The sequence below is a fragment of the Microbacterium koreense genome (assembly GCF_042677105.1).
In the GTDB taxonomy this organism is placed as follows: Bacteria; Actinomycetota; Actinomycetes; order Actinomycetales; family Microbacteriaceae; genus Microbacterium; species Microbacterium koreense.
Window position 1 is genome coordinate 2,698,194 of the sequence record NZ_JBHTIM010000001.1, and the last position, 22,288, is coordinate 2,720,481.

General features: G+C 67.8%; 20 protein-coding genes and 1 riboswitch. Of the genes, 16 read left to right on the forward strand and 4 right to left on the reverse strand.

Annotated elements, in window-relative coordinates:
• Positions 1-106: 106 nt before the first annotated feature.
• Both ACFQZV_RS12665 and ACFQZV_RS12670 read right to left on the reverse strand, forming a co-directional pair.
• Positions 107-1,219 carry a BMP family lipoprotein gene (locus tag ACFQZV_RS12665; RefSeq protein ID WP_378753485.1) on the reverse strand — a complete coding sequence of 371 codons (1,113 nt, stop codon included), beginning with the start codon at positions 1,217-1,219 and terminating at the stop codon, positions 107-109.
• A 162-nt stretch (positions 1,220-1,381) separates the two neighbouring features.
• Entirely contained in the window at positions 1,382-2,497 is a 1,116-nt protein-coding gene (locus ACFQZV_RS12670) for a mannose-1-phosphate guanylyltransferase (protein WP_378753487.1), read from the reverse strand.
• Positions 2,498-2,684: 187 nt separating this feature from the next.
• Between ACFQZV_RS12670 and sdhC the strand changes: the two genes are divergently transcribed.
• From sdhC to ACFQZV_RS12715, 9 genes are all read left to right on the forward strand, one after another.
• Positions 2,685-3,119 carry a succinate dehydrogenase, cytochrome b556 subunit gene (gene sdhC / locus ACFQZV_RS12675; RefSeq protein WP_378753489.1) on the forward strand — a complete coding sequence of 145 codons (435 nt, stop codon included), beginning with the start codon at positions 2,685-2,687 and terminating at the stop codon, positions 3,117-3,119.
• Positions 3,119-3,574, forward strand: coding sequence for a succinate dehydrogenase hydrophobic membrane anchor subunit (locus ACFQZV_RS12680; RefSeq protein ID WP_378753491.1), 456 nt, complete (start codon positions 3,119-3,121; stop codon positions 3,572-3,574). Before sdhC ends, ACFQZV_RS12680 begins: the two co-directional genes overlap by 1 nt.
• A gap of 49 nt (positions 3,575-3,623) precedes the next feature.
• Entirely contained in the window at positions 3,624-5,429 is a 1,806-nt protein-coding gene (gene sdhA, locus ACFQZV_RS12685) for a succinate dehydrogenase flavoprotein subunit (protein WP_378753493.1), read from the forward strand.
• A gap of 79 nt (positions 5,430-5,508) precedes the next feature.
• Positions 5,509-6,225, forward strand: coding sequence for a succinate dehydrogenase iron-sulfur subunit (locus ACFQZV_RS12690; RefSeq protein WP_378753523.1), 717 nt, complete (start codon positions 5,509-5,511; stop codon positions 6,223-6,225).
• Between the two features lie 53 nt (positions 6,226-6,278).
• Positions 6,279-7,535, forward strand: a complete 1,257-nt coding sequence (locus ACFQZV_RS12695) for a YihY/virulence factor BrkB family protein (protein ID WP_378753495.1) — start codon at positions 6,279-6,281, stop codon at positions 7,533-7,535.
• A gap of 57 nt (positions 7,536-7,592) precedes the next feature.
• Positions 7,593-8,441, forward strand: coding sequence for an exodeoxyribonuclease III (locus ACFQZV_RS12700; RefSeq protein ID WP_378753497.1), 849 nt, complete (start codon positions 7,593-7,595; stop codon positions 8,439-8,441).
• Between the two features lie 82 nt (positions 8,442-8,523).
• A complete protein-coding gene (gene trpS / locus ACFQZV_RS12705) occupies positions 8,524-9,531 on the forward strand; it encodes a tryptophan--tRNA ligase (RefSeq protein ID WP_378753499.1) in 1,008 nt (335 codons plus the stop codon).
• 186 nt (positions 9,532-9,717) lie between these two features.
• The gene (locus ACFQZV_RS12710) at positions 9,718-10,290 is read left to right on the forward strand and encodes a GNAT family N-acetyltransferase (RefSeq protein WP_378753501.1); all 573 of its coding nucleotides are present in this window, start codon (positions 9,718-9,720) and stop codon (positions 10,288-10,290) included.
• A gap of 4 nt (positions 10,291-10,294) precedes the next feature.
• Entirely contained in the window at positions 10,295-11,155 is an 861-nt protein-coding gene (locus ACFQZV_RS12715) for an Fpg/Nei family DNA glycosylase (RefSeq protein WP_378753503.1), read from the forward strand.
• A gap of 3 nt (positions 11,156-11,158) precedes the next feature.
• Here ACFQZV_RS12715 and glpK read toward each other — a convergent pair whose 3' ends face one another.
• A complete protein-coding gene (gene glpK, locus ACFQZV_RS12720; RefSeq protein WP_378753505.1) occupies positions 11,159-12,697 on the reverse strand; it encodes a glycerol kinase GlpK in 1,539 nt (512 codons plus the stop codon).
• A gap of 58 nt (positions 12,698-12,755) precedes the next feature.
• The gene (locus ACFQZV_RS12725; protein ID WP_378753507.1) at positions 12,756-14,459 is read right to left on the reverse strand and encodes a glycerol-3-phosphate dehydrogenase/oxidase; all 1,704 of its coding nucleotides are present in this window, start codon (positions 14,457-14,459) and stop codon (positions 12,756-12,758) included.
• Positions 14,460-14,541: 82 nt separating this feature from the next.
• On the opposite strand from ACFQZV_RS12725, the gene ACFQZV_RS12730 reads away from it, so the two are divergent.
• From ACFQZV_RS12730 to ACFQZV_RS12760, 7 genes are all read left to right on the forward strand, one after another.
• Positions 14,542-15,501 carry a sugar-binding transcriptional regulator gene (locus ACFQZV_RS12730; RefSeq protein WP_378753509.1) on the forward strand — a complete coding sequence of 320 codons (960 nt, stop codon included), beginning with the start codon at positions 14,542-14,544 and terminating at the stop codon, positions 15,499-15,501.
• A gap of 60 nt (positions 15,502-15,561) precedes the next feature.
• A riboswitch (FMN riboswitch) is annotated at positions 15,562-15,725 on the forward strand.
• A 78-nt stretch (positions 15,726-15,803) separates the two neighbouring features.
• Positions 15,804-16,841 (forward strand): bifunctional diaminohydroxyphosphoribosylaminopyrimidine deaminase/5-amino-6-(5-phosphoribosylamino)uracil reductase RibD, encoded by a 1,038-nt coding sequence (gene ribD / locus ACFQZV_RS12735; protein ID WP_378753511.1) that lies wholly within the window; start codon positions 15,804-15,806, stop codon positions 16,839-16,841.
• Complete coding sequence (locus tag ACFQZV_RS12740) at positions 16,841-17,479, forward strand: riboflavin synthase (RefSeq protein ID WP_378753513.1); 639 nt, start codon at positions 16,841-16,843, stop codon at positions 17,477-17,479. The genes ribD and ACFQZV_RS12740 overlap by 1 nt, the downstream gene beginning before the upstream one ends.
• Positions 17,476-18,753, forward strand: coding sequence for a GTP cyclohydrolase II (gene ribA, locus ACFQZV_RS12745; protein ID WP_378753515.1), 1,278 nt, complete (start codon positions 17,476-17,478; stop codon positions 18,751-18,753). The genes ACFQZV_RS12740 and ribA overlap by 4 nt, the downstream gene beginning before the upstream one ends.
• The gene (gene ribH, locus ACFQZV_RS12750) at positions 18,750-19,232 is read left to right on the forward strand and encodes a 6,7-dimethyl-8-ribityllumazine synthase (protein ID WP_378753517.1); all 483 of its coding nucleotides are present in this window, start codon (positions 18,750-18,752) and stop codon (positions 19,230-19,232) included. The genes ribA and ribH overlap by 4 nt, the downstream gene beginning before the upstream one ends.
• A 63-nt stretch (positions 19,233-19,295) precedes the next feature.
• Positions 19,296-19,652: a Fe-S protein gene (locus ACFQZV_RS12755; RefSeq protein ID WP_378753519.1), complete on the forward strand. Its 357-nt coding sequence runs from the start codon at positions 19,296-19,298 to the stop codon at positions 19,650-19,652.
• A gap of 597 nt (positions 19,653-20,249) precedes the next feature.
• Complete coding sequence (locus tag ACFQZV_RS12760) at positions 20,250-22,181, forward strand: ABC transporter ATP-binding protein (protein ID WP_378753521.1); 1,932 nt, start codon at positions 20,250-20,252, stop codon at positions 22,179-22,181.
• Positions 22,182-22,288 lie beyond the last annotated feature (107 nt).

The window sequence follows — 22,288 nt, forward strand, 5'->3', positions numbered from 1 at the left end:
CCCTACTCGTGGGGTTCCTCATCGGCGAGGAACGGTCTGACCATCGGAGACACGCATCGGGGCGAGCTGCGACGCTGCGCTGCCCGCCCCGATGTTGATCGTGCGATTACGGGGAGTTCGGCGACTCCACGACGATCTCACCCGCGATGATCTGCTCCTGCAGGGCGGTCAGCTCGTCGAGCAGGCCGTCCGGAAGCTGCGACTCGAAGTCGTGGAAGCCCGAGAGCTTGACACCTTCGTTGTCGAGCGTGCCGACGTAGGGCGTGACGTCGAAGTCGCCGCTGGCGGCGGCCATCGTGGCGTCGTAGACGGCGACGTCGATCGCCTTCATGATCGAGACCAGCGTGATGTCGGTGACGCTCTCGTCGGCGACGGCGAGGTCACTGTCGACACCGAGCATGACGACGTCGCCACCACCATCGGTGATGGCTGCCGCGGCGCTCTGGTAGATCGGTCCGCCGACGGGCAGGATCACGTCGACACCCTGGTCGAGGATGCCCTGCGCGGTCTGGCGTGCGGTGTCGTTGGCCTCGAAGCCGCCGGTGAAGGCGCCCTCCTGGCCCGCGGTGTCCCACCCGAAGACCTCGACGGCGGCGCCCATGTCTTCGTTGTACTTCTGGACGCCGAGCTCGAAGCCGTCCATGAAGACGGCGACCGACGGGATCTGCATTCCGCCGAAGGTGCCGACGCGGTTCACACCGTTGTTCGCCGACCATGCCGCCGACGCGTAGCCACCGAGGTAGGCGGCCTCCGCCGTGTTGAACACGAGGGGCTTGATGTTGGGCGCATCGGTGGTGCCGTCGAAGTCGGTGTCGGCCCAGTCGTCGATGATCGCGTAGTTGACCTCGGGGTTGGCCAGTGCCGACTCGACCGTGGCGGCCGAGAGGTTGAAGCCGACCGAGACGATGAAGGTGCAGCCTTCCGAGACCAGGGTCTCGAGGTTGGGCGCGTAGTCGTTGGGGCTGGTCGACTCGAGTTCGATGCCGTCGACACCGAGCTCGTCGAGGGCACGGTCCATGCCCTCCTTGGCCGACTGGTTGAACGAACGGTCGTTCCAACCGCCCTCATCCGAGATGAGGCAGGGGAGGAAGTCGGATTCGGCTTCGGGTGCCGCCGTGCCTTCCTCGGTCTCGGGTGCTGCGCCGCAGCCCGCCAGGGCGAGCGCGATTCCGGCCGCTGCTGCAACGCCGCCGAGCTTCTTGGTGCGTGAGATGGTCAACTCAGCCTCCACATCCTTCCCCCGCGTCTTTCGCGGGGACGGTAAAGGTTACCCAGTGTGACGGCGGACTTGTATATCGGGCGACCGCCCGGGAGCCGAAAGGTTACCGTTTCGCAATAGTCGCGGTTCGGCGGGCGAGGGATGCCGCATCCGCCGTCGAGATCACAGCACGTCGCCGTCGCCGGTGAGTCGCAACGCGTCGACCACGCCTTTGACCCGCTGCGCGTGCTCGGTGGTGGTCACCAGGAGTGCGTCGTCGGTGTCGACGATGACGATGTCCTTCACTCCGACCACGCTCACGACGCGCGGGGTGTTGCTCACCACGATGCCGCTGGAGGCATCGGCGAGGATGCGGGCGTTCTTGCCGAGGATCGCCAGGTTGTCACTGCGCCCACCCGAGTTGAGCTTCGACAGGCTGGCGAAGTCGCCGACGTCGTCCCAATCGAAGTGGCCGGGCACCACGGCCAGGTGTCCCTTCGCCGCGGCGGGCTCTGCGACGGAGTAGTCGATGGCGATGCGTTCGAGCTTCGGCCAGATCCGATCCACGGCGGGTCCACGGGCCGCACGGTCGTCCCACGCCTCGGCGAGCTCCATCAGTCCCGCGTGCAACTGCGGCCGCTGGGCCTGAATCTCGGCCAACAGCACATCCGCGCGGCTGATGAACATGCCGGCGTTCCACAGGTACGAGCGTTCGGCGAAGTAGTGCTTCGCCGTCTCGAGGTCGGGTTTTTCGACGAAGCTCTCGACGAGCGCCGCTTCGGGCGCGCCATCGATGATCAGCCCCTCGCCCTTCTTGATGTAGCCGAAGCCCACGGAGGGCTCCGAGGGCTGGATGCCGATGGTGCAGATGTACCCCTCGCGCGCGACCGCCACGGCCTGCCGTACCGCCCACTCGAACAGATGGGGCACGCGGATGACGTGGTCGGCCGCGAAGGACCCGACGATCACGTCCGGATCACGCCGCACGAGCACCGCGGCAGCCAAACCGATCGCCGCGGTCGAGTCGCGCGGCTCGGATTCGAGGAACACATTGGCGTCGGGGATGCCGGGCAATTCGTCTTCGACGGCCGCGCGATGCGCGCGTCCTGTGACGACGGCGATCCGATCGTGTCCGGCGAGCGGCTCGAGGCGGTCCCATGTCGCGCGCAACAACGACTGGCCCGACCCGGTGAGGTCGTGCAGGAACTTCGGCGCGTCCGCTCGAGACAGCGGCCACAACCTGCTTCCGATCCCCCCTGCGGGGATCACGGCGTAGAAGTCGGGGATCGGCTCGCTCATGGCGCCAGGCTACCGGGGACCCCTGCGGAAAGAGGGGATAAGGGCGCCCTTCGTCGCCGGAGGTTCTGATCGGTCATAGGATGGTGACAGCGCCCGTGTGACGCCGGCGGTCGATTCCTTCGGACGAGCCGCCACCCGGGGGGCATCGATCCCGCCCCCGCTCGTGATCGATCCAGGGAGGACGGCCGTGTCGGCACCAGCCCGCGTCTCACCGTCTGTATCAGAGACCACATCGCGCGTCCCCCGCGGGACGCTCTATCGAGGCAACGAAGGAATGTGGTCGTGGGTGCTTCATCGCATCACCGGTATCGCGATCTTCTTCTTCCTGCTCGTCCACGTCTTGGACACCGCGCTCATCCGCGTGGCGCCGGAGGCGTATGACGCCGTGATGAGTTCGTACAAGAACCCGATCATGGGCATGGGCGAGGTCGTCCTCGTCGCGGCCGTCGCGTACCACGCCTACAACGGTCTGCGCATCATCCTCGTCGACTTCTGGTCGTGGGCCACGCGCCATCAGCGTGGGCTCTGGTGGGGAGTCATCGGCCTGTGGCTGGCGACCCTCATCCCGTTCTCGATCCGTCATCTGTCGATCGTCTTCAGCGACCTGGGAGGGGGACACTGATGGCCACCGCGATCGCCGACCCGCGCGCACCGCGGGCGACCGTCCGCCGCAGCGGACCCAACCTCGAGAAGTGGGGCTGGATCTACATGCGCGTCTCGGGCGTCCTGCTCGTCGTGCTCATCTTCGGCCACCTCTTCGTGAACCTCATGCTCGGTGAGGGCATCCACGGCATCGACTTCGCGTTCGTCGCCGGCAAATTCGCCACCCCGTTCTGGCAGTGGTGGGACGTCATCATGTTGTGGCTGGCGCTCATCCACGGTGCGAACGGCATGCGCACCATCGTCAACGACTACGTCACGCACCAGACCACGCGTCGCGTGCTGGTGTGGGCCCTCTGGCTCTCCGCCGCATTCCTCATCGTCCTCGGCACGCTCGTCGTCTTCACCTTCGACCCCTGCATCGGCATCGAGACGAGCACCACCGATTGGCTCATCGAGATGTGCGCAGCGCGCTGAGCCGCGGCATCCGACTTCCCACTCCGACATCAGCAGAGGCATCCATCCCGTGAGCACCCCAGCCACCGACAGCTACGTCAAGGACGGCGTCCACTACCACCAGTTCGACGTGGTGATCGTGGGCGCCGGCGGCGCCGGCATGCGCGCCGCCATCGAGGCGGGCCCCGGCGCCCGCACCGCCGTCATCACGAAGCTGTACCCCACGCGTTCCCACACCGGCGCCGCCCAGGGCGGCATGGCCGCCGCCCTCGCGAACGTCGAGGAGGATTCGTGGGAGTGGCACACCTTCGACACCGTCAAGGGCGGCGACTACCTCGTCGACCAGGACGCAGCCGAGATCCTCGCGAAAGAAGCCATCGACGCGGTCATCGACCTCGAGAACATGGGGCTTCCGTTCAACCGCACCCCCGAGGGCAAGATCGACCAGCGCCGCTTCGGTGGCCACACCGCCGACCACGGCAAGAGCCCCGTGCGCCGTGCCTGCTACGCCGCCGACCGTACCGGTCACATGATCCTGCAGACGTTGTTCCAGAACTGCGTGAAGCTCGGAATCAACTTCTTCAACGAGTTCTACGTACTCGACCTCGTCACGGTGAAGGCTGAAGACGGGAGCACACAGGTCGCCGGTGTCGTCGCGTACGAGTTGGCGACCGGCGATCTGCACGTCTTCCAGTCCAAGGCGGTCGTCTTCGCCACCGGCGGGTTCGGCAAGATCTTCAAGACGACCTCGAATGCCCATACCCTCACCGGCGACGGTGTCGGGATCGTGTGGCGCAAGGGCCTTCCGCTCGAAGACATGGAGTTCTTCCAGTTCCACCCGACGGGTCTGGCCGGTCTCGGCATCCTTCTCACCGAAGGAGCACGCGGCGAAGGCGCGATCCTGCGAAACGCGTCGGGTGAACGCTTCATGGAGCGGTACGCACCGACGATCAAGGACCTCGCCCCGCGTGACATCGTCAGTCGTTGCATGGTCCAGGAAGTCGCCGAGGGACGCGGCGCCGGACCGCACAAGGACTACGTGCTCTTGGACTGCACGCACCTGGGCGCCGAGGTGCTCGAAACCAAGCTCCCCGACATCACCGAATTCGCGCGCACGTACCTGGGCGTCGATCCGGTCGTCGAGCCGGTTCCGGTCATGCCGACCGCGCACTACGCGATGGGCGGCATCCCCACGAACGTCGACGCCGAAGTGCTCAACGACAACACGACCGTCGTCCCCGGCCTCTATGCCGCGGGTGAGTGCGCGTGCGTCTCGGTGCACGGGTCGAACCGCCTCGGCACCAACTCGCTCCTGGACATCAACGTGTTCGGAAAGCGCGCCGGGCGCAACGCCGTCGAGTACGCCAAGACCGCCGAGTTCGTCGACCTCCCCGAAGACCCGGCCAAGGACGTGCGCGAGATGATCGAGGGCCTGCGGAACAACCCGGGCACCGAGCGCATCGCCGTGCTGCGCAAGCAACTGCAGGACGAGATGGACCGCAAGGCCCAGGTCTTCCGTACCGATGAGTCGCTCGGCGAAGTCATGACGGTCATCGAGGAACTGCGCGAGCGCTACCGCAACGTGCACGTCGACGACAAGGGCAAGCGCTACAACACTGATCTGCTCGAAGCCGTCGAGCTCGGCTTCCTCCTCGACATTGCAGAGGTCGTCGTCGTCACCGCCCGCAACCGCAAGGAGAGCCGCGGCGGACACATGCGCGACGACTTCCCCAAGCGCGACGACGAGAACTACATGCAGCACACGATGTCGTATCTGTCGGGCGACCCGCACTCGTCGCACCCCGAAGACCACATCCGGTTGGATTGGAAGCCCGTCGTGGTGACCCGCTACCAGCCGATGGAAAGGAAGTACTGACGTGACCGGCGCCACTGACGTCATCGAACGCACCGACGACGCGCAGGACCCTGCGCAGGATGCCGCGAACGACTCCGGTATCCAGTCGTTCCTCGTCACCTTCATCGTGCGCCGCTTCGACCCTGAGGTCGACGAAGAGCCGCGCTGGGTCGACTACGACGTCGAGCTGTACTCCACCGACCGCGTGCTCGACGCGCTGCACAAGATCAAGTGGGAGGTCGACGGTTCGCTGACGTTCCGTCGTTCGTGCGCGCACGGCATCTGCGGCTCGGACGCGATGCGCATCAATGGTCGCAACCGGCTGGCGTGCAAGACCCTCATCAAGGATCTCGACATCTCGCAGCCGATCTACGTCGAAGCGATCAAGGGCCTTCCGCTCGAGAAGGACCTCATCGTCGACATGGAGCCGTTCTTCGCGTCGTACCGCGAGGTGCAGCCGTTCCTCATCTCGGGTTCGGCGCCCGAGCCGGGCAAGGAGCGCATCCAGTCGATCGTCGACCGCGAGGTCTTCGACGACACGACCAAGTGCATCCTCTGCGCGGCGTGCACCTCGTCGTGCCCGATCTTCTGGACCGACGGCCAATACTTCGGGCCCGCCGCGATCGTGAACGCCCACCGCTTCATCTTCGACTCGCGCGACGATGCCGGCGACGTGCGCCTGGACATCCTCAACGACAAAGAGGGTGTGTGGCGGTGCCGCACGACCTTCAACTGCACCGAGGCGTGCCCCCGTGGCATCGAGGTCACCAAGGCCATCGCCGAGGTCAAGCAGGCGGTCCTGCGCGGCGGACGCTGACCCGGGACCGCGCGAAGGCGCAGCCCGCGGCATCCGATCGATAGTCTGAGACCGTGACCGCTCGTCGCCACACGCCCCCCGCGGCCGTCACCGGCCAGTCGCATGCCGATGCGGCCGATGCTGCGCGCGCCGAAGAAGAGACGCTGCGGGTGCGCTGGCAGGCGACGCAGGAGAGCCTGCTCGAGCGGTTCGACGCGCCGATCAGCCGCGCGACGAAGATCACCGAGAAGACACTCCGGTGGTTTCCGGTGCGAGTCTGGCGGCATTTTCTGCAGCACAACGGGTTCCTCCTCGCCGCCGGTGTCAGTTACCAGGCTCTCTTCGCGATCTTCGCGATGGTCTATGTCGCCTTCGCCGTCGCCGGGCTCTGGCTCGGCGGGAGCGAGGATGCCGTCAACGCACTCATCAACATCATCAACAGCTATATCCCCGATCTGATCTCCGACCAGCCGGGCACCGGTCTGTTCACCACGCAGCAGGTCACTGAGATCGCCAAACAAAGCGCGGGGGTGCTGGGTGTCACCGGTATCATCGCGCTCGGGACGCTGATCTGGACGGCGATCGGGTTCGTCACGTTCGCCCGTCGGGCCGTCCGCGACATCTTCGGAATCCCACCGGACCGCAGGAACTACTTCCTGCTCAAGGCCGCCGATCTCGTCACCGCGGCCGCGTTCGGCATCGCTCTGCTCCTGGGTTTCGCCGCCACCTCAGTGGGCACATGGGCCTTGAGCCTGCTGTTCGATGCGCTCGGGGTCGGCACGCACTCCGTCGGGTACCAGGTGAGCGTCCGCATCGCGTCGATCCTCGTCTCGTTCGTGCTCTACACGGCCGCAGTGGGCGCCCTCGTGAAGTTTCTGACCGGCACGTCGTTGCACTGGCGGCAGATCTGGGTCGGAGCGCTTCTCGGCGGCGGGGCCATCACGGTGCTCCAGCTCGGAGCCGGGTGGTTGCTGAGCTACACGCCGCGGAATCCGCTGCTGGCCACGTTCGCGATCTTCGTCGGATTGCTGCTGTGGTTCCGCATCATCGGAATCATCCTGCTCGTGGCGTCGGCGTGGATCGCCGTCTCGGCGAGCGACGAGAACGTCCCCTTGATCCAGGTCACGGAAGCACAGCGTCTCGCCGATGAGCATCAGGCGCTCCTCGTCGCCGCACGCGTGCGGTTGCGAACCGCCGAGCAGGCCTACACATCGGCACCGTGGTACCGCCGGTGGTCGGCGGAACGGGCGGTCCACGACGCCCGCCGCGAGCTCGAAGAGGTCGAGGCCGCGGCACCTGCTCCGATGAAGCGCTCCGCGCTCTTCGAGTGAGGAACGGGCCCCCGCGCGTGTGAGCCGATGTCGGTGGGCGTCGTTAGGCTGGCACGCGTGTCTCGCCGTGTTCGCCTCGCCTCTGTCAACGTCAACGGAATCCGTGCCGCGGTGCGCAAGGGCATGCTCGAGTGGTTGGATGCCGCCGACGTCGACATCCTGACGCTCCAAGAAGTCCGTGCCACCCGCGATGAACTCCTCGCAGCACTCCCGGGATGGCAGATCGAGAACGACGAAGCCGTGGCCAAGGGCCGAGCAGGCGTGGCCGTTGCAGCGCGTGTGGGCGCGCTCGACACACGCCGCGGGCTGGGAGACGACGAAGGGCCGGATGCCACGGGCCGCTGGATCGAAGCGGACTACGACATCGACGGGCAGGCGATCACGGTTGTGAGCGCGTACGTGCCCACCGGTGAGGCGGACACCCCACGACAGGAGGCGAAGTGGGTGTTCCTCGATGCGATGGAACGCCGGTTGGGTGAGCTGTCTGGCGCGCCCTTCGCCGTCATCACCGGCGACCTCAACGTCGGGCACCGTGAACTCGACATCCGCAATTGGAGGGGCAACGTCAAGAAGTCCGGGTTCCTCCCCCGTGAGCGCGCCTACTTCGACCGCTGGCTCGGTGAAGCCGATGCCGAGATCACCGGCGTCGACGGCTCGGTCGGGCGCGGACTCGGCTGGGTCGACATCGGGCGAGCCGCCGCCGGTGAGGTTGACGGCCCCTACTCGTGGTGGACGATGCGGGGCCGTGCGTTCGACAACGACACCGGATGGCGGATCGACTACCAGCTCGCCACTCCCCCGCTGGCCGCGATCGCCTCGGACTATCACGTCGTGCGAGCCCCCTCGTGGGACACCCGGTGGAGCGACCACGCCCCCGTCGTCGCGGACTACCACTTCGGGCGGTGACCGCGGCCGCGGGTCGCGGGCCGGGATCTCCGGATGCGACGCCGCGGCGTGAGCGACCGCATCCGCTCAATAGACTGGGAGGATGACGAAACCGCGCCTCTATTCCGGCATGCAGCCCTCGGCCGACTCCCTCCAGGTCGGCAACTACATCGGGGCTCTCATGCAGTGGCGCGACCTGCAAGAGGCGTACGACGCCTACTTCTCCGTGGTAGACCTGCACGCCCTCACGCAGCCGAATGATCCGGCCGAGCTTCGCGAGAAGACGCGGCGCACCGCCGCCCAGTACATCGCCGCGGGAATCGAGCCGTCGAAGTCGACGCTGTACGTGCAGTCCCACGTGCCCGCCCACGCTCAGCTCGCCTGGGTGCTCTCGACGATCACCGGCTTCGGCGAGGCCGGGCGCATGACCCAGTTCAAGGACAAGTCCGCACGCTACGGATCGGACCAGACGTCGGTCGGCCTGTTCACCTACCCGGTGCTGATGGCCGCCGACATCCTGCTGTATCAGGCCGACATCGTGCCGGTCGGCGACGACCAGAAGCAGCACGTCGAACTCACCCGCGACCTCGCCGAGCGCTTCAACGGTCGTTTCGGTGAAGCCTTCCGGGTTCCGGTGCCGATGATCCAGCAGGACACCGCACGCATCTACGACCTGCAGAACCCGACGTCGAAGATGTCGAAGTCAGCTGAGTCGGATGCCGGCGTGCTCTGGCTGCTGGATGACCCCACCGTCTCGGCGAAGAAGATCATGCGCGCTGTGACCGACTCCGACGGCACCGTGAGGTTCGACCGTCAGGCGAAGCCGGGGGTGTCGAATCTGCTCGTGATCTATGCCGCGCTCACGGGCCGCCAGATCCCGTCGATCGAGGACGAGTACGCCGGCCGCGGCTACGGCGACTTCAAGAAGGGCCTCGCCGAGGTCGTCGTCGAGGAGTTCGGGCCCGTGCGTCAGCGTGCCCTTGAGCTGCTCGATGACCCGGCCGAGCTCGACCGGGTCCTCGCTGCCAACGCCGCGCGCGCCGAGGCGGTCGCCGACAAGACCCTCGCCGATGTGTACGACAAGGTCGGGCTGCTCCGCCGCATCCGCTGACCCCACCCGCTCCACCCGGGCCGCCCCTGCCGCCCCGGCCCGCCCCTGGCCTTCGCCGCGAGAATTGCTTCTGGGCGCGAGAATCACCCACCCGGACCGATTCTCGGCGTCGAGTGCAATTCTCGCGGCAAGGAAAGGAAGCGTAGACGAGGGCGGGGGAAGTCGGGGGCGGGGTATCTTGGGCCGGTGAAACCGGTCACCCTCCGCACCGAGCGCCTCGTGCTTGCCCTACCCGTCGCCGCCGACGTGGACGCCATCGTCGAGGCCTGCCAAGATCCCGACACGCAGCGCTACACGACCGTGCCGTCGCCGTATGAGCGGCGCCATGCCGAAGAGTTCGTCGCGCACGCCGCCGATGAGTGGGCTGCGGGCACGAACCTCACATGGGCGATGCACGAAGGCGACAGTCTCGCCGGGATGCTCGGCATCCATCGGGTCAACGGCCGCGGAGACGGCGAGCTCGGATACTGGCTCTCGCCCTGGGCACGCGGACGCGGCCTGCTGCGTGAAGGAGCGCGTGCCGTGATCGACTGGGGCTTCTCAGGCGACGGAGCGAACCTCGCGCGGCTGGAATGGCTCGCGGTGACCGGCAACATCGCATCTGCCCGCGGCGCACGTGCGCTCGGCTTCCGCTATGAGGGTCTGCGTCGACGCGCACTGACCAACCCCGAGGGCCGTGACGACGCGTGGTCGGCCGCGCTGCTCCGTGACGACGATCGGATGCCGCAACCCTGGCCGGTTCTCGACGTGGCAGGATGACCCCATGCCGGAGATGCCCGAGGTCCAGGGGCTCGTGGAGTTTCTCGACGAGCGGCTTCGGGAGCGTGTCATCACGAGGGCGACCGTCGCGAACATCGCGGCGCTGAAGACATACGACCCACCGATCGACACGCTCGTCGGCTGCACGGTGACGGATGCGATGCGTCGGGGCAAGTTCGTCGTCCTCGCAACGTCCGGCCCCCACCTGGTCTTCCACCTCGCGAAAGCGGGCTGGCTGCGGTTCACCGAGTCGTTGCCGCAGACCGTGATCCGCCCGGGCAAGACGCCGATCGCGTTGCGGGTGGCGTTCGACGACGGCTCGGGGTTCGACCTGACCGAGGCGGGCACGAAGAAGTCGCTCGCGTATTACGTCGTCACCGATCCCCACGACGTGCCGGGGATCGCCCGGCTCGGCCCCGACCCTCTCGGCGCCGACTTCGACCGCGACGCCTTCGCCGCCGTACTCGCCGGACGTCGCACCCAGATCAAGGGTGTGCTGCGTGACCAGTCCCTCATCGCGGGCATCGGCAACGCATACTCCGACGAGATCCTTCACGCCGCGCGCATGTCGCCCTACGCACTCGCTTCGAGTCTCGACGACGAAGAGGTGACGCGCCTGTTCGCCGCCCTGCGGGAGACGCTGACGGATGCGGTGGCCGCGGCATCCGGCAAGCCCCCCGCCGAGCTCAAGGACGCCAAGCGACGCGGCATGCAGGTGCACGGGCGTCGCGGGGAGGCCTGTGCGGTGTGCGGTGACGAGGTGCGGAGCGTGTTCTTCGCCGACAACAGTCTCGAGTACTGCCCGACGTGCCAGACCGGCGGCAAGATCTTGGCCGACCGGCGCCTGTCGCGGTTGCTGAAATAGCGCTCAGCCGTCGGCGGTGCCCGCGAGCACCCGCGCGTCGTCATCGACCCAGTCCAGCGACTTCGTCACGGCCTTCTTCCACAACCGATACCGGCGTTCGCGTTCGTCCTCGTCCATGCGGGGTTCGAAGCGCGCGTCTTCACGCCAGTGGGCGCGCAGCTCGTCCAGCGATGCCCAGACGCCGGTCGCGAGCCCTGCTGCGTACGCGGCGCCGAGAGCCGTCGTCTCGGTGACCGCCGGACGCACGACCGGGATCCCGAGGAGGTCGGCTTGAAACTGCATGAGATCATCGTTGCGGGTCATCCCGCCGTCGACGCGGAGTTCATCGAGGGTGCGGTCGGCGTCGGCCATCACCGCCTCGATCACGTCGCGGGTCTGGAAGGCCGTCGACTCCAGCGCAGCCCGGGCGATGTGGCCCTTGTTGACGAAGCGTGTGAGGCCGACGAGCGCACCCCGGGCATCCGGTCGCCAGTAGGGAGCGAACAGGCCCGAGAAGGCGGGCACGAAGTAGGCACCGCCGTTGTCTTCGACGCTGCCGGCAAGGCGTTCGACGTCCTGCGATGTCTCGATGATGCCGAGGTTGTCGCGCAGCCACTGCACGAGCGAACCGGTGACGGCGATCGACCCTTCGAGGGCGTATCTGGCCGGTTCGTCGCCGAGCCGATACGCGACGGTGGTGATGAGTCCGTGATCGGAGTGGACGATCTCGGTGCCGGTTCCGACGAGCAAGAAGTTGCCGGTGCCGTAGGTGTTCTTCGACTCACCCGGTGAGAACGCGGCTTGACCGAACGTGGCCGCCTGCTGGTCACCGAGGATGCCGGCGATCGGGATGCCGCGGGCCACCCCGGGTACCTGTACCTCGCCGACGATCTCGGACGACGACCGGATCTCGGGCATCATCGCGCGCGGGATGCCCCACAGGTCGAGGAGCTCGTCGGCCCAATCGAGGGCGCGCAGGTCCATGAGGAGCGTGCGACTGGCGTTGGTGACATCGGTGACGTGGATGCCGCCGCTGCTGCCGCCGGTGAGGTTCCAGATGACCCAAGTGTCGGGTGTGCCGAACGCGAGATGTCCGGCTTCGGCGGCCTCGCGCGCACCGCGGACGTGTTCCAGGATCCAGGCGATCTTCGAGGCGCTGAAGTAGGTCGCGAGCGGCAGTCCTGTGATGTCGGCGAACCGGTCCACTCCCCCGTCGGCGATGAGCCGATCGATGCGCGTCTGCGTGCGGGTGTCCTGCCACACGAGCGCGTTGTGCACGGGACGTCCCGTCCGGCGATCCCACACGATGACGGTCTCGCGCTGGTTGGTGACCCCGAGTCCGGCGACATCCGAAGCCGACAGATCGGCCTGCTTGAGCGCGCTGGATATGACCCACTCGGTGTTGGTCCAGATCTCCACAGGGTCGTGTTCGACCCGCCCCGCACGGGGGAGGATCTGTTCGTGCTCACGCTGCGCGGTTGAGACGATGCGTGCATCGGAATCGAAGACGATCGCCCGTGTCGAGGTCGTTCCCTGATCGACTGCCAGCACGTGTTCGGCCACGGTGCCCCTCTCGTCGCTGTTTCGCCGTGTCCGTGCGCCGTCAGGCGCCGGACCCCGGTCAGGCTACCGCGCGCTCCGCGTCGAACGTCGGATCCGCCGCGTGCACGCGTCGGATCGCGCGGGTGACCTCGGCCTCGACCGCAGCGGCATCCCAGCCCAGCACAGGGGCAACGGCATCCGCGACCTGGCGAGCGACCTCGGGCGTCGCCGCTCCAACGAACGCCAGGCTGGTGCGGCGCATGAGCATGTCGTCGAGGTGGACGGCCTGCTCGGTGCGCGCGAGGTGACGCAACTCGCCCGTGCTGTAGGTCGGCGCATCGGCGAGAGGCTCATCCTCACCATCGGAGGCGATCGCCGCGATGACGTCGGTGGCCACGGTGCCATACCGGTCGAGCAGGATCGCAGCGCGCGCGGCACCGACGATCGCGTCGTGTGCGTCGATCCACTGCCGGCGCGCACGCTCGGTCACCGGATACCCGGCGCCACCGCCGATGGGCACACCCTTGGTCGTGCGTCGGCGCGGTCGGTGCAACAACGCGAGCACCCGGTCGCTGAGATGCTCCGCGGAGGCGCGGAACGTCGTCCACTTGCCCCCGATGAGGCTCAGTACAGTCGGCCCGTCGGCGCCGGCGAGAGGTTCGGCTTCGATCCGGTAGTCGCGTGACACGAACCCGGGCGCGAGGTCGCCGTGACCCGGCAGGGGGCGCACTCCCGACATCCGGTAGACGATGCGCGAACGGTCGACGTGGATGCCGGGCAACACGTGAGCGATGAGGTCGAAGAAGTAGTCGACCTCTTCTTCGGTACAGAGGATCGGTTCGGCCATGTCGTGTTCGAGGTCTGTCGTCCCGACGAGGACGCGCCCCTTGAGCGGGTAGATCAAGACGATGCGCCCGTCGCTGTGCTCGAAGAACAACTCGCGTCCCCCGGTCGCGGCGAGCAGATCCGGGTCGTCGATGACGATGTGCGATCCCTTCGTCCCGCCCATGTACGACGTCGGGTCGCCGAGCGCGCGGTTGGTGAGGTCTGTCCACGGCCCCGAGGCGTTGACGACGACGGATGCCGCGAACTCGATCTCGTCACCCGACTCCTCATCGCGCAGAACGATGCGCTCTCCGGCGGCGCGCGCCGCCGCCGTGTAGTTCGCCGCACGGGCGCGATCACCACCCGCTGCTTCGCCGTCGCGGATCAGATCGAGCGCGAGCCGTTCGGGGTCGTGGAGCGACGCGTCCCAGTAGGTCGCGGTGTACTTGACCGATGGAGTAAGTTCAGGAAGCTGTGCCAGGGACCGGCGCCGTCCGTGGAACGCATGGCGGGGCACACGGCCCCCACCACGTGAGAACGAGTCGTAGATCACGAGCCCGATCTTGATGAGCGCAGCCCCACGCTCGCGGTGCTTTCCCTTACCGTGCCGGAGGAAGCGCAGCGGGGCGCTGAGGACCCCCGAGAACGTGGAGAAGATCGGGATCGTCGTCTGGAGCGGCCGCACATAGTGCGGGGCGATTTTCAGCAGTCCGTTGCGCTCGGTCACAGCTTCGTGCACGAGGCGGAACTCGCCGTTTTCGAGGTATCGGATGCCACCGTGGATCATGTGCGACGACGCCGCGGATGCGCCGCTGACGAAATCCGCCCGGTCCACGAGGGCGACGTCGACGCCCTGCAAGGCGAGGTCCCTGAACGTGGCGATGCCGTTGACACCGCCACCGATGATGAGAACGTCTGCATAGGGACGATCCCGCAGTGCCTCGAACCCGCGCGTCATGGTGCCTCCCTGTCGATTGCAACCATCCTTCCATGCATGCGCGTTCTTGCATCGCTGGTGCACGTACGTGCACGCTTGAGAGATGGCAGACCTCCTCGACGACCCGTTCGCTCGACGCGCGTTGACGGCCGCGCACCTCTACTACGTGCAGAACCGGACGATGGAGGCCATCGCCGCCGAACTGGGAACATCGCGCTCGACGGTGTCGCGCCTGCTCACGCACGCCCGTGCAACCGGAATCGTCGACATCCGCATCCGCTCGCCCTTCGAGGCGCCGCAACTGCTCGAAGAGCACATCGGCGAGCGCTACGGGATCACCGCGCATGTCGTCCCGGTGCCCGACGATGCGAGCGACATCGACCGGCTCGAACGCGTCGCGGTAGCCGCCGCGCACCTCCTCAGCGAACTGATCGAACCCGACATGACGGTCGGTGTCGCCTGGGGTTCGACGACGGCCGCGATCAGTCGACGACTCATACCCCAACCCGCGCGCGGCACGACTTTCGTCCAACTGAACGGATCGGGGAACACCCACACCACCGGGCTCCTGTACGCCTCCGAGATCCTCAGTCGCTTCGCCGCGGCACACGGAGGGAGCGCCCAGCAGTTTCCGGTGCCGGCGTTCTTCGACGATCCGGCCACGAAGACCGCGATGTGGCGAGAACGCAGCACCCGGCGCATCCTCGCTCTGCAGTCGCAGATGGACCTCGTCGTCTTCAGCACCGGCTCGGCCGACTCCCGCGTGCCCAGCCACGTGTACAGCGGCGGCTATCTCGAGCCCCGTGATCTCGAGGTACTCGGCGCCGAAGCCGTCGTGGGCGACGTGGCCACCGTCTTCTTCCGCGCCGACGGCTCGAGCGATCACATCGCGCTCAATGACCGCGCGACCGGGCCGTCGCTCGACACCCTGCGCCGCGTCGACCGCCGACTGTGTGTCGTGTCCGGAGCCTCCAAACTCGAAAGCCTCCGCGGCGCACTCGCCGCTCGTCTGGCGACCGACCTGGTCGTCGATGAAGCGACGGCTCGGGCGCTGGCCGACTGACACCGTGCGATCGGGCGGGAATGATCATGACGCCGGTGCGTTGGCTACACTCGTACCCATAGACGTGCTCCGGGGTCGGTGAGAATCCGAACCGGCGGTGACAGTCCGCGAGCTGAGGCACCCGCATCCGCGGGGATGTCGTCTCGGCTGATCCGGTGGAATTCCGGGACCGACGGTGATGCGAAGCGAGAGCTTCGCGAGTCCGGATGGGAGGCAGCACGTGCGGTGGACCGTTCTCGCGGTGCACCGCCGCATCCCGTTGCCCCGGACCGTCGATGACCGACCGACCGGAGATGCGACAGATGCCTGCGACCGCCGCTGAGACGACGGCGATGCACCGCGCGCTCGCCCTCGCGCTCGAAGGCCCCCGCGGAGTGAACCCACAGGTCGGAGCCGTGATCCTCTCGCACGAGGGCGCTGTTCTCGCCGAAGGGTGGCACCGGGGTGCCGGCACACCACATGCCGAGGTCGACGCGCTTTCGACGCTGGCGCCGGGTGCAGCACAGGGAGCCACCGCCGTGGTCACCCTCGAGCCGTGCAATCACACCGGCCGCACCGGGCCCTGCGCCGAGGCGCTGATCGCGGCCGGCATCGCCCGCGTCGTCTACGCCGTCGATGACCCCGGCCAAGAATCTTCCGGCGGCGCAGAACGCCTTCGCGACGCCGGCGTCGACGTGATTTCAGGTGTCTGCGCAACCGACGGCGCCGCACTGCTCCACGACTGGCTCACCGCGACGAACCTCGGACGCCCCCATGTGACGGTGAAGTGGGCGCAGAGCCTCGACGGCCGGGCGGCGGCCGCAGACGGCACGAGTCAGTGGATCACCGGCCCCGAGGCCCGCCACGACGTGCATCGACGCCGGTCTGCAGCCGACGCGATCGTCATCGGAACCGGCACCCTCCTCGCCGACGACCCGGCCCTCACCGCGCGGGATGCCGACGGAGCGCTGCTCCCCCACCAACCGCGTCCGGTGATCGTCGGGCACCGCGACGTGCCTCCGACTGCGGCGGTGCGGCGGCATCCGCATCCCTTCGTCCGATTCGCCGGCGACGACCTCGTCGCCATGCTGTCCGCCCTCCACGCCGACGGTGTCCAGCGGGTGTTCGTCGAGGGTGGCCCCACGCTCGCAAGCACCTTCGTTCGCGAAGGCTTCGCCGACGAGGTACTCGCGTACATCGCGCCCGTCCTGATCGGCGGACCTCTCACCGCCCTCACCGACCTCGGTGTTCCGACCATCGCGCACCAGCGCCGATTGTCGGTGATCGCCACACACACGCTGGGCGACGACCTTCTCGTCATCGCCCGGCCCCACGAGATCCACACACAAGGAGACATTTGATGTTCACGGGGATCGTCGAAGAAGTCGGCGAGATCACGGCGATCACGCCTGACGGCGACGGCGTGCGGCTCACGGTGCGCGGCCCGAAGGCGGTCTCGGATGCCGGACACGGCGACTCGATCGCGGTCTCGGGCGTCTGCCTGACCGTCGTCGATCAGGGGTCCGACTGGTTCACCGCCGACGTCATGCGCCAGACCCTCGACATGTCCGCGCTCGGGGGCGCGACCATCGGCAGCGCTGTCAACCTCGAACGGGCCACCGCCGCCCACGGCCGCCTGGGCGGCCACATCGTGCAAGGTCACATCGACGGAACCGGCACCGTCGTCGAGGTTCGCCCGGGAGCGCAATGGCGCGTGCTGCGCATCGGGCTCGCGGCCGCCCTCGCTCCGCTCGTCGTGGACAAGGGGTCCATCGCCGTGGACGGCGTCTCACTCACCGTCAGTGCCGTGTCCGCCGCCGACGCCGCCGAGCATTGGTTCGAGGTCTCGCTGATTCCCGAGACGCTCGAGGCGACCACCCTCGGCGCCCGCGAACCCGGCGATGCGGTCAACCTCGAAACCGACATCCTCGCCCGCCACGTCGCCCGGATGCTGGCGTTCCACACTTCACCCGCACCGATCGAAGGGGGCTCGCGATGAGCCTGTCCACCATCCCCCACGCGCTGGAGGCGCTCGCTGCCGGCCGACCCGTGATCGTCGCCGACGACGAGAACCGAGAGAACGAGGGTGACATCATCCTGTCGGCCGAGAAGGCCACGCCCGAGTGGCTCGCGTGGACCATCCGTTGGTCGAGCGGGTTCCTCTGCGCGCCGATGCCCGGCGACTGGGCCGACCGCCTCGACCTGCCACCGATGGTCGCCCACAACGAAGACTCCCGCAGCACCGCATACACGGTGAGTGTCGACGCGGCCGATCGGATCTCGACCGGAATCAGCGCGGCCGATCGAGCACACACCCTCAATGTTCTGGCCAACCCGGATTCCACGCCGGCGAGCGTCATCCGACCAGGACACATCCTGCCGCTGCGCGCGGTGGACGGCGGCGTGCGCGAACGTGCGGGCCACACCGAAGCAGCCGTCGAGCTCATGCGTCTCGCCGGGCTCCAGCCCGTCGGTGCGATCGGCGAGGTCGTCGCCGACGACGGCAGCATGATGCGCCTGCCCGGCCTTATCGAAATGGGGGCGCGCGAGGACATCCCCGTCATCACGATCGAGCAGCTCATCGCCTACCTCGATGAGATCGAACCGGCCGATGTCGTCCCGCAACCCGCGCATCGACGGCGCGTCAGTCTCCGCGCGGAATCGACGGTGCCCACGACCCACGGCGAGATGCGGTTTCTGGCCTACAAGGACCGGACCACCGGCACCGATCACGTCGCGATCGTCTCGGGTGACCTCACCGAAGCGCCACCGCTCGTGCGCGTGCACTCCGAGTGCCTCACCGGCGAGGCGTTCGGTTCGCTCAAGTGCGAATGCGGTCCGCAGTTGGACGCGGCGCTGGAAGCGATCGCCCGCGATGGAGGTGTCGTCGTTTACATGCGCGGCCACGAAGGCCGCGGAATCGGCCTGATCAACAAGCTCCGCGCTTACAGCCTGCAGGAGCGCGGACTCGACACCGTCGACGCGAACCTGGCGCTCGGGCTCCCCGCCGACGCCCGAGACTACGCCGCGGCCGCCGGCATCCTCGCCGATCTCGGTGTCGAACGTGTGCGGCTTCTCACGAACAACACCGACAAGGTGACGCAGCTGCGCGACCTCGGTCTCGAAGTCGTCGAGCAGGTGCCGCTACTCGTCGGTGTCGGACCGAACAACCACCAGTACCTCGAAACGAAACGGGACCGCATGGGTCACATCATCGATGGAGACGAACTGCGCTCGGCTCTTGCCGACATGCACGAAGGACAGGGCCGATGAGCGGCGTCGGGGCTCCCGCACCCGGCGAGCCGGTCGACGCTCGCGGCCTCGACGTCGTGGTCGTCGCCGGCACATGGCACGACGTCATCACCGACGGACTGATCGCCGGGGCGCAGCGTGCGCTTGACGCCGCCGGTGCCTCGTGGCGTCTGGTGCGGGTCGCCGGGTCGTTCGAGCTGCCGCTGGTCGCGAAGGCCGCGCTCGAATCGGGTGCGGATGCGGCGGTCGCGCTCGGCGTCATCATCCGTGGCGGCACTCCCCACTTCGAGTATGTCTCGGCCGCCGCCACCGACGGGCTGACCCGCGTCGCACTCGACACCGGCAAGCCGGTCGGGTTCGGCGTCCTGACGCTCGATGATGAGAAGCAAGGCCTCGATCGGGCAGGACTCGACGGGTCGAAGGAAGACAAAGGCTACGAGGCCGCGGATGCCGCGATGCGCACCGCCCTCGTGCTGCGGTCACTCCGCCAGGGCGACTGATTTCACGCAGGTGAGGCCGACCTTCCTGGCGGACGGTTGAGCCCCGGGCCTATGGTGACCGTCATGGAGATCCTGCGCCACATCGTCGTTTTCGTCCATATCACCGGCTTCGCGCTGCTGTTCGGCGGATGGGCCGTGGAGGCATTCAGCCGCCGCTTCCGAATCAACACGGTCATGAACTGGGGCCTGGTGATTGCCGCGGTCGCCGGCCTCGCGCTGGCCGCACCGTGGGGGATCTCGTACGACCTCAACTACGCCAAGATCGGCACGAAGCTCGTCGTGTTGCTCGCGATCGGCGCGCTGATGGGCATCGGCGGGGCCCGCGCCCGCAAGGGCGACGGCACGGTGGCGCCCGGGCTGTTCTGGACCATCGGCATCCTGACCCTCTTGAACGCCGGACTCGCCGTCATCTGGCGCTGACGTTCTCTCTCGGATGCCGCGGCCCGTCCGGGCTGCGGCATCCGTCGTCTTCGATGCGCGTCCTCGGCGCCCGCGCGTCAACGCCACGGCGCCCGCGCGCGTCTCGGCGCCCGCGCGCGCCTCTCCGTTCGGTGGTCACGAATGTACGCGGTAAAGGGGCATCAACGTACATGTGCGACCACTGAACCGGCACGCCCGGAACCCGAATCAGCACACCGGGCGCCCGCGAACGCAAGGGTACAACTCGCTCAGCCGCGCCCGGCTCTCCGTTCGGTGGTCACGAATGTACGCGGTAGAGGGGCATCAACGTACATGTGCGACCACTGAACCGGATGCGGGAATGAGAGCGGGGCGCGCATGCCGGGACCGGGTGCGGGCCCACGCAGCGGCTGCAGGGCGGCACATCGCAGGAGCAGCAGGGCGGCGCATCGCGGGAGCAGCCCCGCGAGCGCGTCCCGTACCTGCGTCCCCTCGATGCAAGGTCGCCCCGGCACCGGCCGCCTGGCCCCGGCCGTTCGGCTCCGGCCTCCGGCGGCGGTCCACCCGCGCGAGGAAGTACCGTCGTAGGTACACCCTGCGCACGAACGAGGTACCCGCATGTCCGCTGATTCCCGCCCGGCCCGTTCCCGTCGAGGCTTCGGCCGCGGCGCTCCGGACGAGGGTCCGCGCGCGAGCTTCCGCCAACTGTTGCCGTTCCTGTTGGAGCACCGGACCGTCCTCGTCATCGTCGCGATTCTGAGCGTCTTCGGCGCGATCACGACTCTCGCCCAGCCGCTCCTGGTCGGTCAGGTGATCGAGTCGGTCCAGGCCGAGCAGGCCCTCGGCATGCTCGTGTGGGCGATCGTCGCGCTGGTCGTGGTCTCGTCGATCATCTCTGGATATCAGCACTATCTGCTCCAGCGCACGGGCACCGCAGTGGTGTATTCGAGCAGACGACGACTGATCTCCCGCATCCTGCATCTTCCGATCAGTGAGTTCGACTCACGCCGCACGGGTGATCTGGTCTCACGTGTGGGAACCGACACGACGCTGCTGTACGCGGTTCTCACGCAGGGTTTGGCGGATGCGGTGGGCAACGCCCTCATCTTCTTGGGCGCCGTCATCGCGATGGCGCTCATCGATCCGCTCCTGCTCGGTGCGATCGTGATCGTGTTGGGAGTTTCGATCGCCGCGGTGACGCTGCTGAGCGGACGCATCCGCAAAGCGACGTCCGATCAACAAATCAAGGTGGGCGAACTCGCCTCGGGCGTCGAGCGCGCCGTCGGGTCGATCAGAACGGTGCGCGCGGCGGGCGCGAGCGGACGCGAAGAATCCGCACTGAACGGCGTCGCCGGCGAGGCGTACGGCGTGGGTGTGCGGATCGCGAAGGTGTCGGCGCTGGTCGTTCCGATCGCCGGCATCGCCTTGCAGGTCTCGCTCCTGGCGGTCCTCGGACTCGGCGGTTATCGCGTCGCCGACGGTGCGATCGGTGTCGCCGATCTCGTCACGTTCGTGATGTTCCTGTTCCTGCTGGTCGGCCCTCTCGGTTCGTTCTTCGGTGCGATCACGTCGGTGAACCAAGCGCTCGGGGCGCTCGGCCGCATCCAAGAAGTGCTCGACCTGCCCACCGAAACGCAGGATGACGCGCGCATCGCCGCGAGCGTCACACCCGAGCCCGCGCCCCTCGACACCACGGCGGCAGTGGAATTCCGCGACGTGCGTTTCGGATACCCCGCCGATGTCGTGGCCGCACGGCGCAAGGCCGAGACCGAGGCGCGCGCCCTCTTGGAGAGCGCCCACGTCGACACGTCCGCAGTGACGTTGCCGGGCGAGTCCGACGATGAGGCCCCGGATCACACCGCGCACCCCGCCGAAGTCTTGCGGGGAGTGTCGTTCCGCGTGCCCCGCGGCTCTCGGGTGGCGCTGGTGGGACCGTCCGGCGCGGGCAAGAGCACAACGCTGGCGCTCATCGAGCGGTTCTACGACCCGACCGGTGGGGCGATCCTCGTCGATGGCGTCGACGTGCGCGCGCTCCCCCGCGATGACCTACGGGCCCAGCTGGGCTATGTCGAGCAGGACGCCCCGACCCTCGCCGGGACGATCGCCGAGAACCTTCGGCTGGCCTCACCCGAGGCAAGCGACGACGACTGCGAACGGGTGCTGCGGGCGGTGAACCTCGGCGATGTTCTCGACCGCAGCGAGTTGGGACTTCAGGCTCCCGTCGGCGAGTCAGGCGTCATGCTCTCGGGCGGTGAGCGTCAGCGCGTCGCGATCGCCCGTGCGCTGTTGGCAGCGCCGCCGATCTTGTTGCTCGACGAGTCGACCTCGTCGCTGGACGGGCTGAACGAACAGCGGATGCGCGAGGCGATCGACGCCGTCGCGGAGGGTCGCACGCTGATCGTCATCGCGCACCGCCTCTCGACGGTCGTCGACAGCGACCTCATCGTCGTGCTCGAGAACGGTCGTGTCGTCGGTCAGGGAACGCACTCCGAACTCGTCGCCTCGACGCCGCTGTACCGCGACCTCGCGAAGCACCAGCTCCTGGTTTGAGGCTGCCCTTCGCCCCTCCCGGCTCGCCCCGCCCACCCGGGCTTCGGTGGTCGCGAATGTACGATCACGCCCCCGCGCGCCGTACATGAGCGTCCACTGAGCACAGG

Bases quoted from the DNA above. Each gene is read 5' to 3' on its own strand.
- ACFQZV_RS12670 (WP_378753487.1), bottom strand. From the start codon at position 2,497: ATGAGCGAGCCGATCCCCGACTTCTACGCCGTGATCCCCGCAGGGGGG.
- ACFQZV_RS12680 (WP_378753491.1), top strand. From the start codon at position 3,119: ATGGCCACCGCGATCGCCGACCCGCGCGCACCGCGGGCGACCGTCCGC.
- trpS (WP_378753499.1), top strand. From the start codon at position 8,524: ATGACGAAACCGCGCCTCTATTCCGGCATGCAGCCCTCGGCCGACTCC.
- ACFQZV_RS12715 (WP_378753503.1), top strand. From the start codon at position 10,295: ATGCCGGAGATGCCCGAGGTCCAGGGGCTCGTGGAGTTTCTCGACGAG.
- ACFQZV_RS12725 (WP_378753507.1), bottom strand. From the start codon at position 14,459: ATGACGCGCGGGTTCGAGGCACTGCGGGATCGTCCCTATGCAGACGTT.
- ACFQZV_RS12730 (WP_378753509.1), top strand. From the start codon at position 14,542: ATGGCAGACCTCCTCGACGACCCGTTCGCTCGACGCGCGTTGACGGCC.
- ribD (WP_378753511.1), top strand. From the start codon at position 15,804: ATGCCTGCGACCGCCGCTGAGACGACGGCGATGCACCGCGCGCTCGCC.
- ACFQZV_RS12740 (WP_378753513.1), top strand. From the start codon at position 16,841: ATGTTCACGGGGATCGTCGAAGAAGTCGGCGAGATCACGGCGATCACG.
- ribA (WP_378753515.1), top strand. From the start codon at position 17,476: ATGAGCCTGTCCACCATCCCCCACGCGCTGGAGGCGCTCGCTGCCGGC.
- ribH (WP_378753517.1), top strand. From the start codon at position 18,750: ATGAGCGGCGTCGGGGCTCCCGCACCCGGCGAGCCGGTCGACGCTCGC.
- ACFQZV_RS12755 (WP_378753519.1), top strand. From the start codon at position 19,296: ATGGAGATCCTGCGCCACATCGTCGTTTTCGTCCATATCACCGGCTTC.
- ACFQZV_RS12760 (WP_378753521.1), top strand. From the start codon at position 20,250: ATGTCCGCTGATTCCCGCCCGGCCCGTTCCCGTCGAGGCTTCGGCCGC.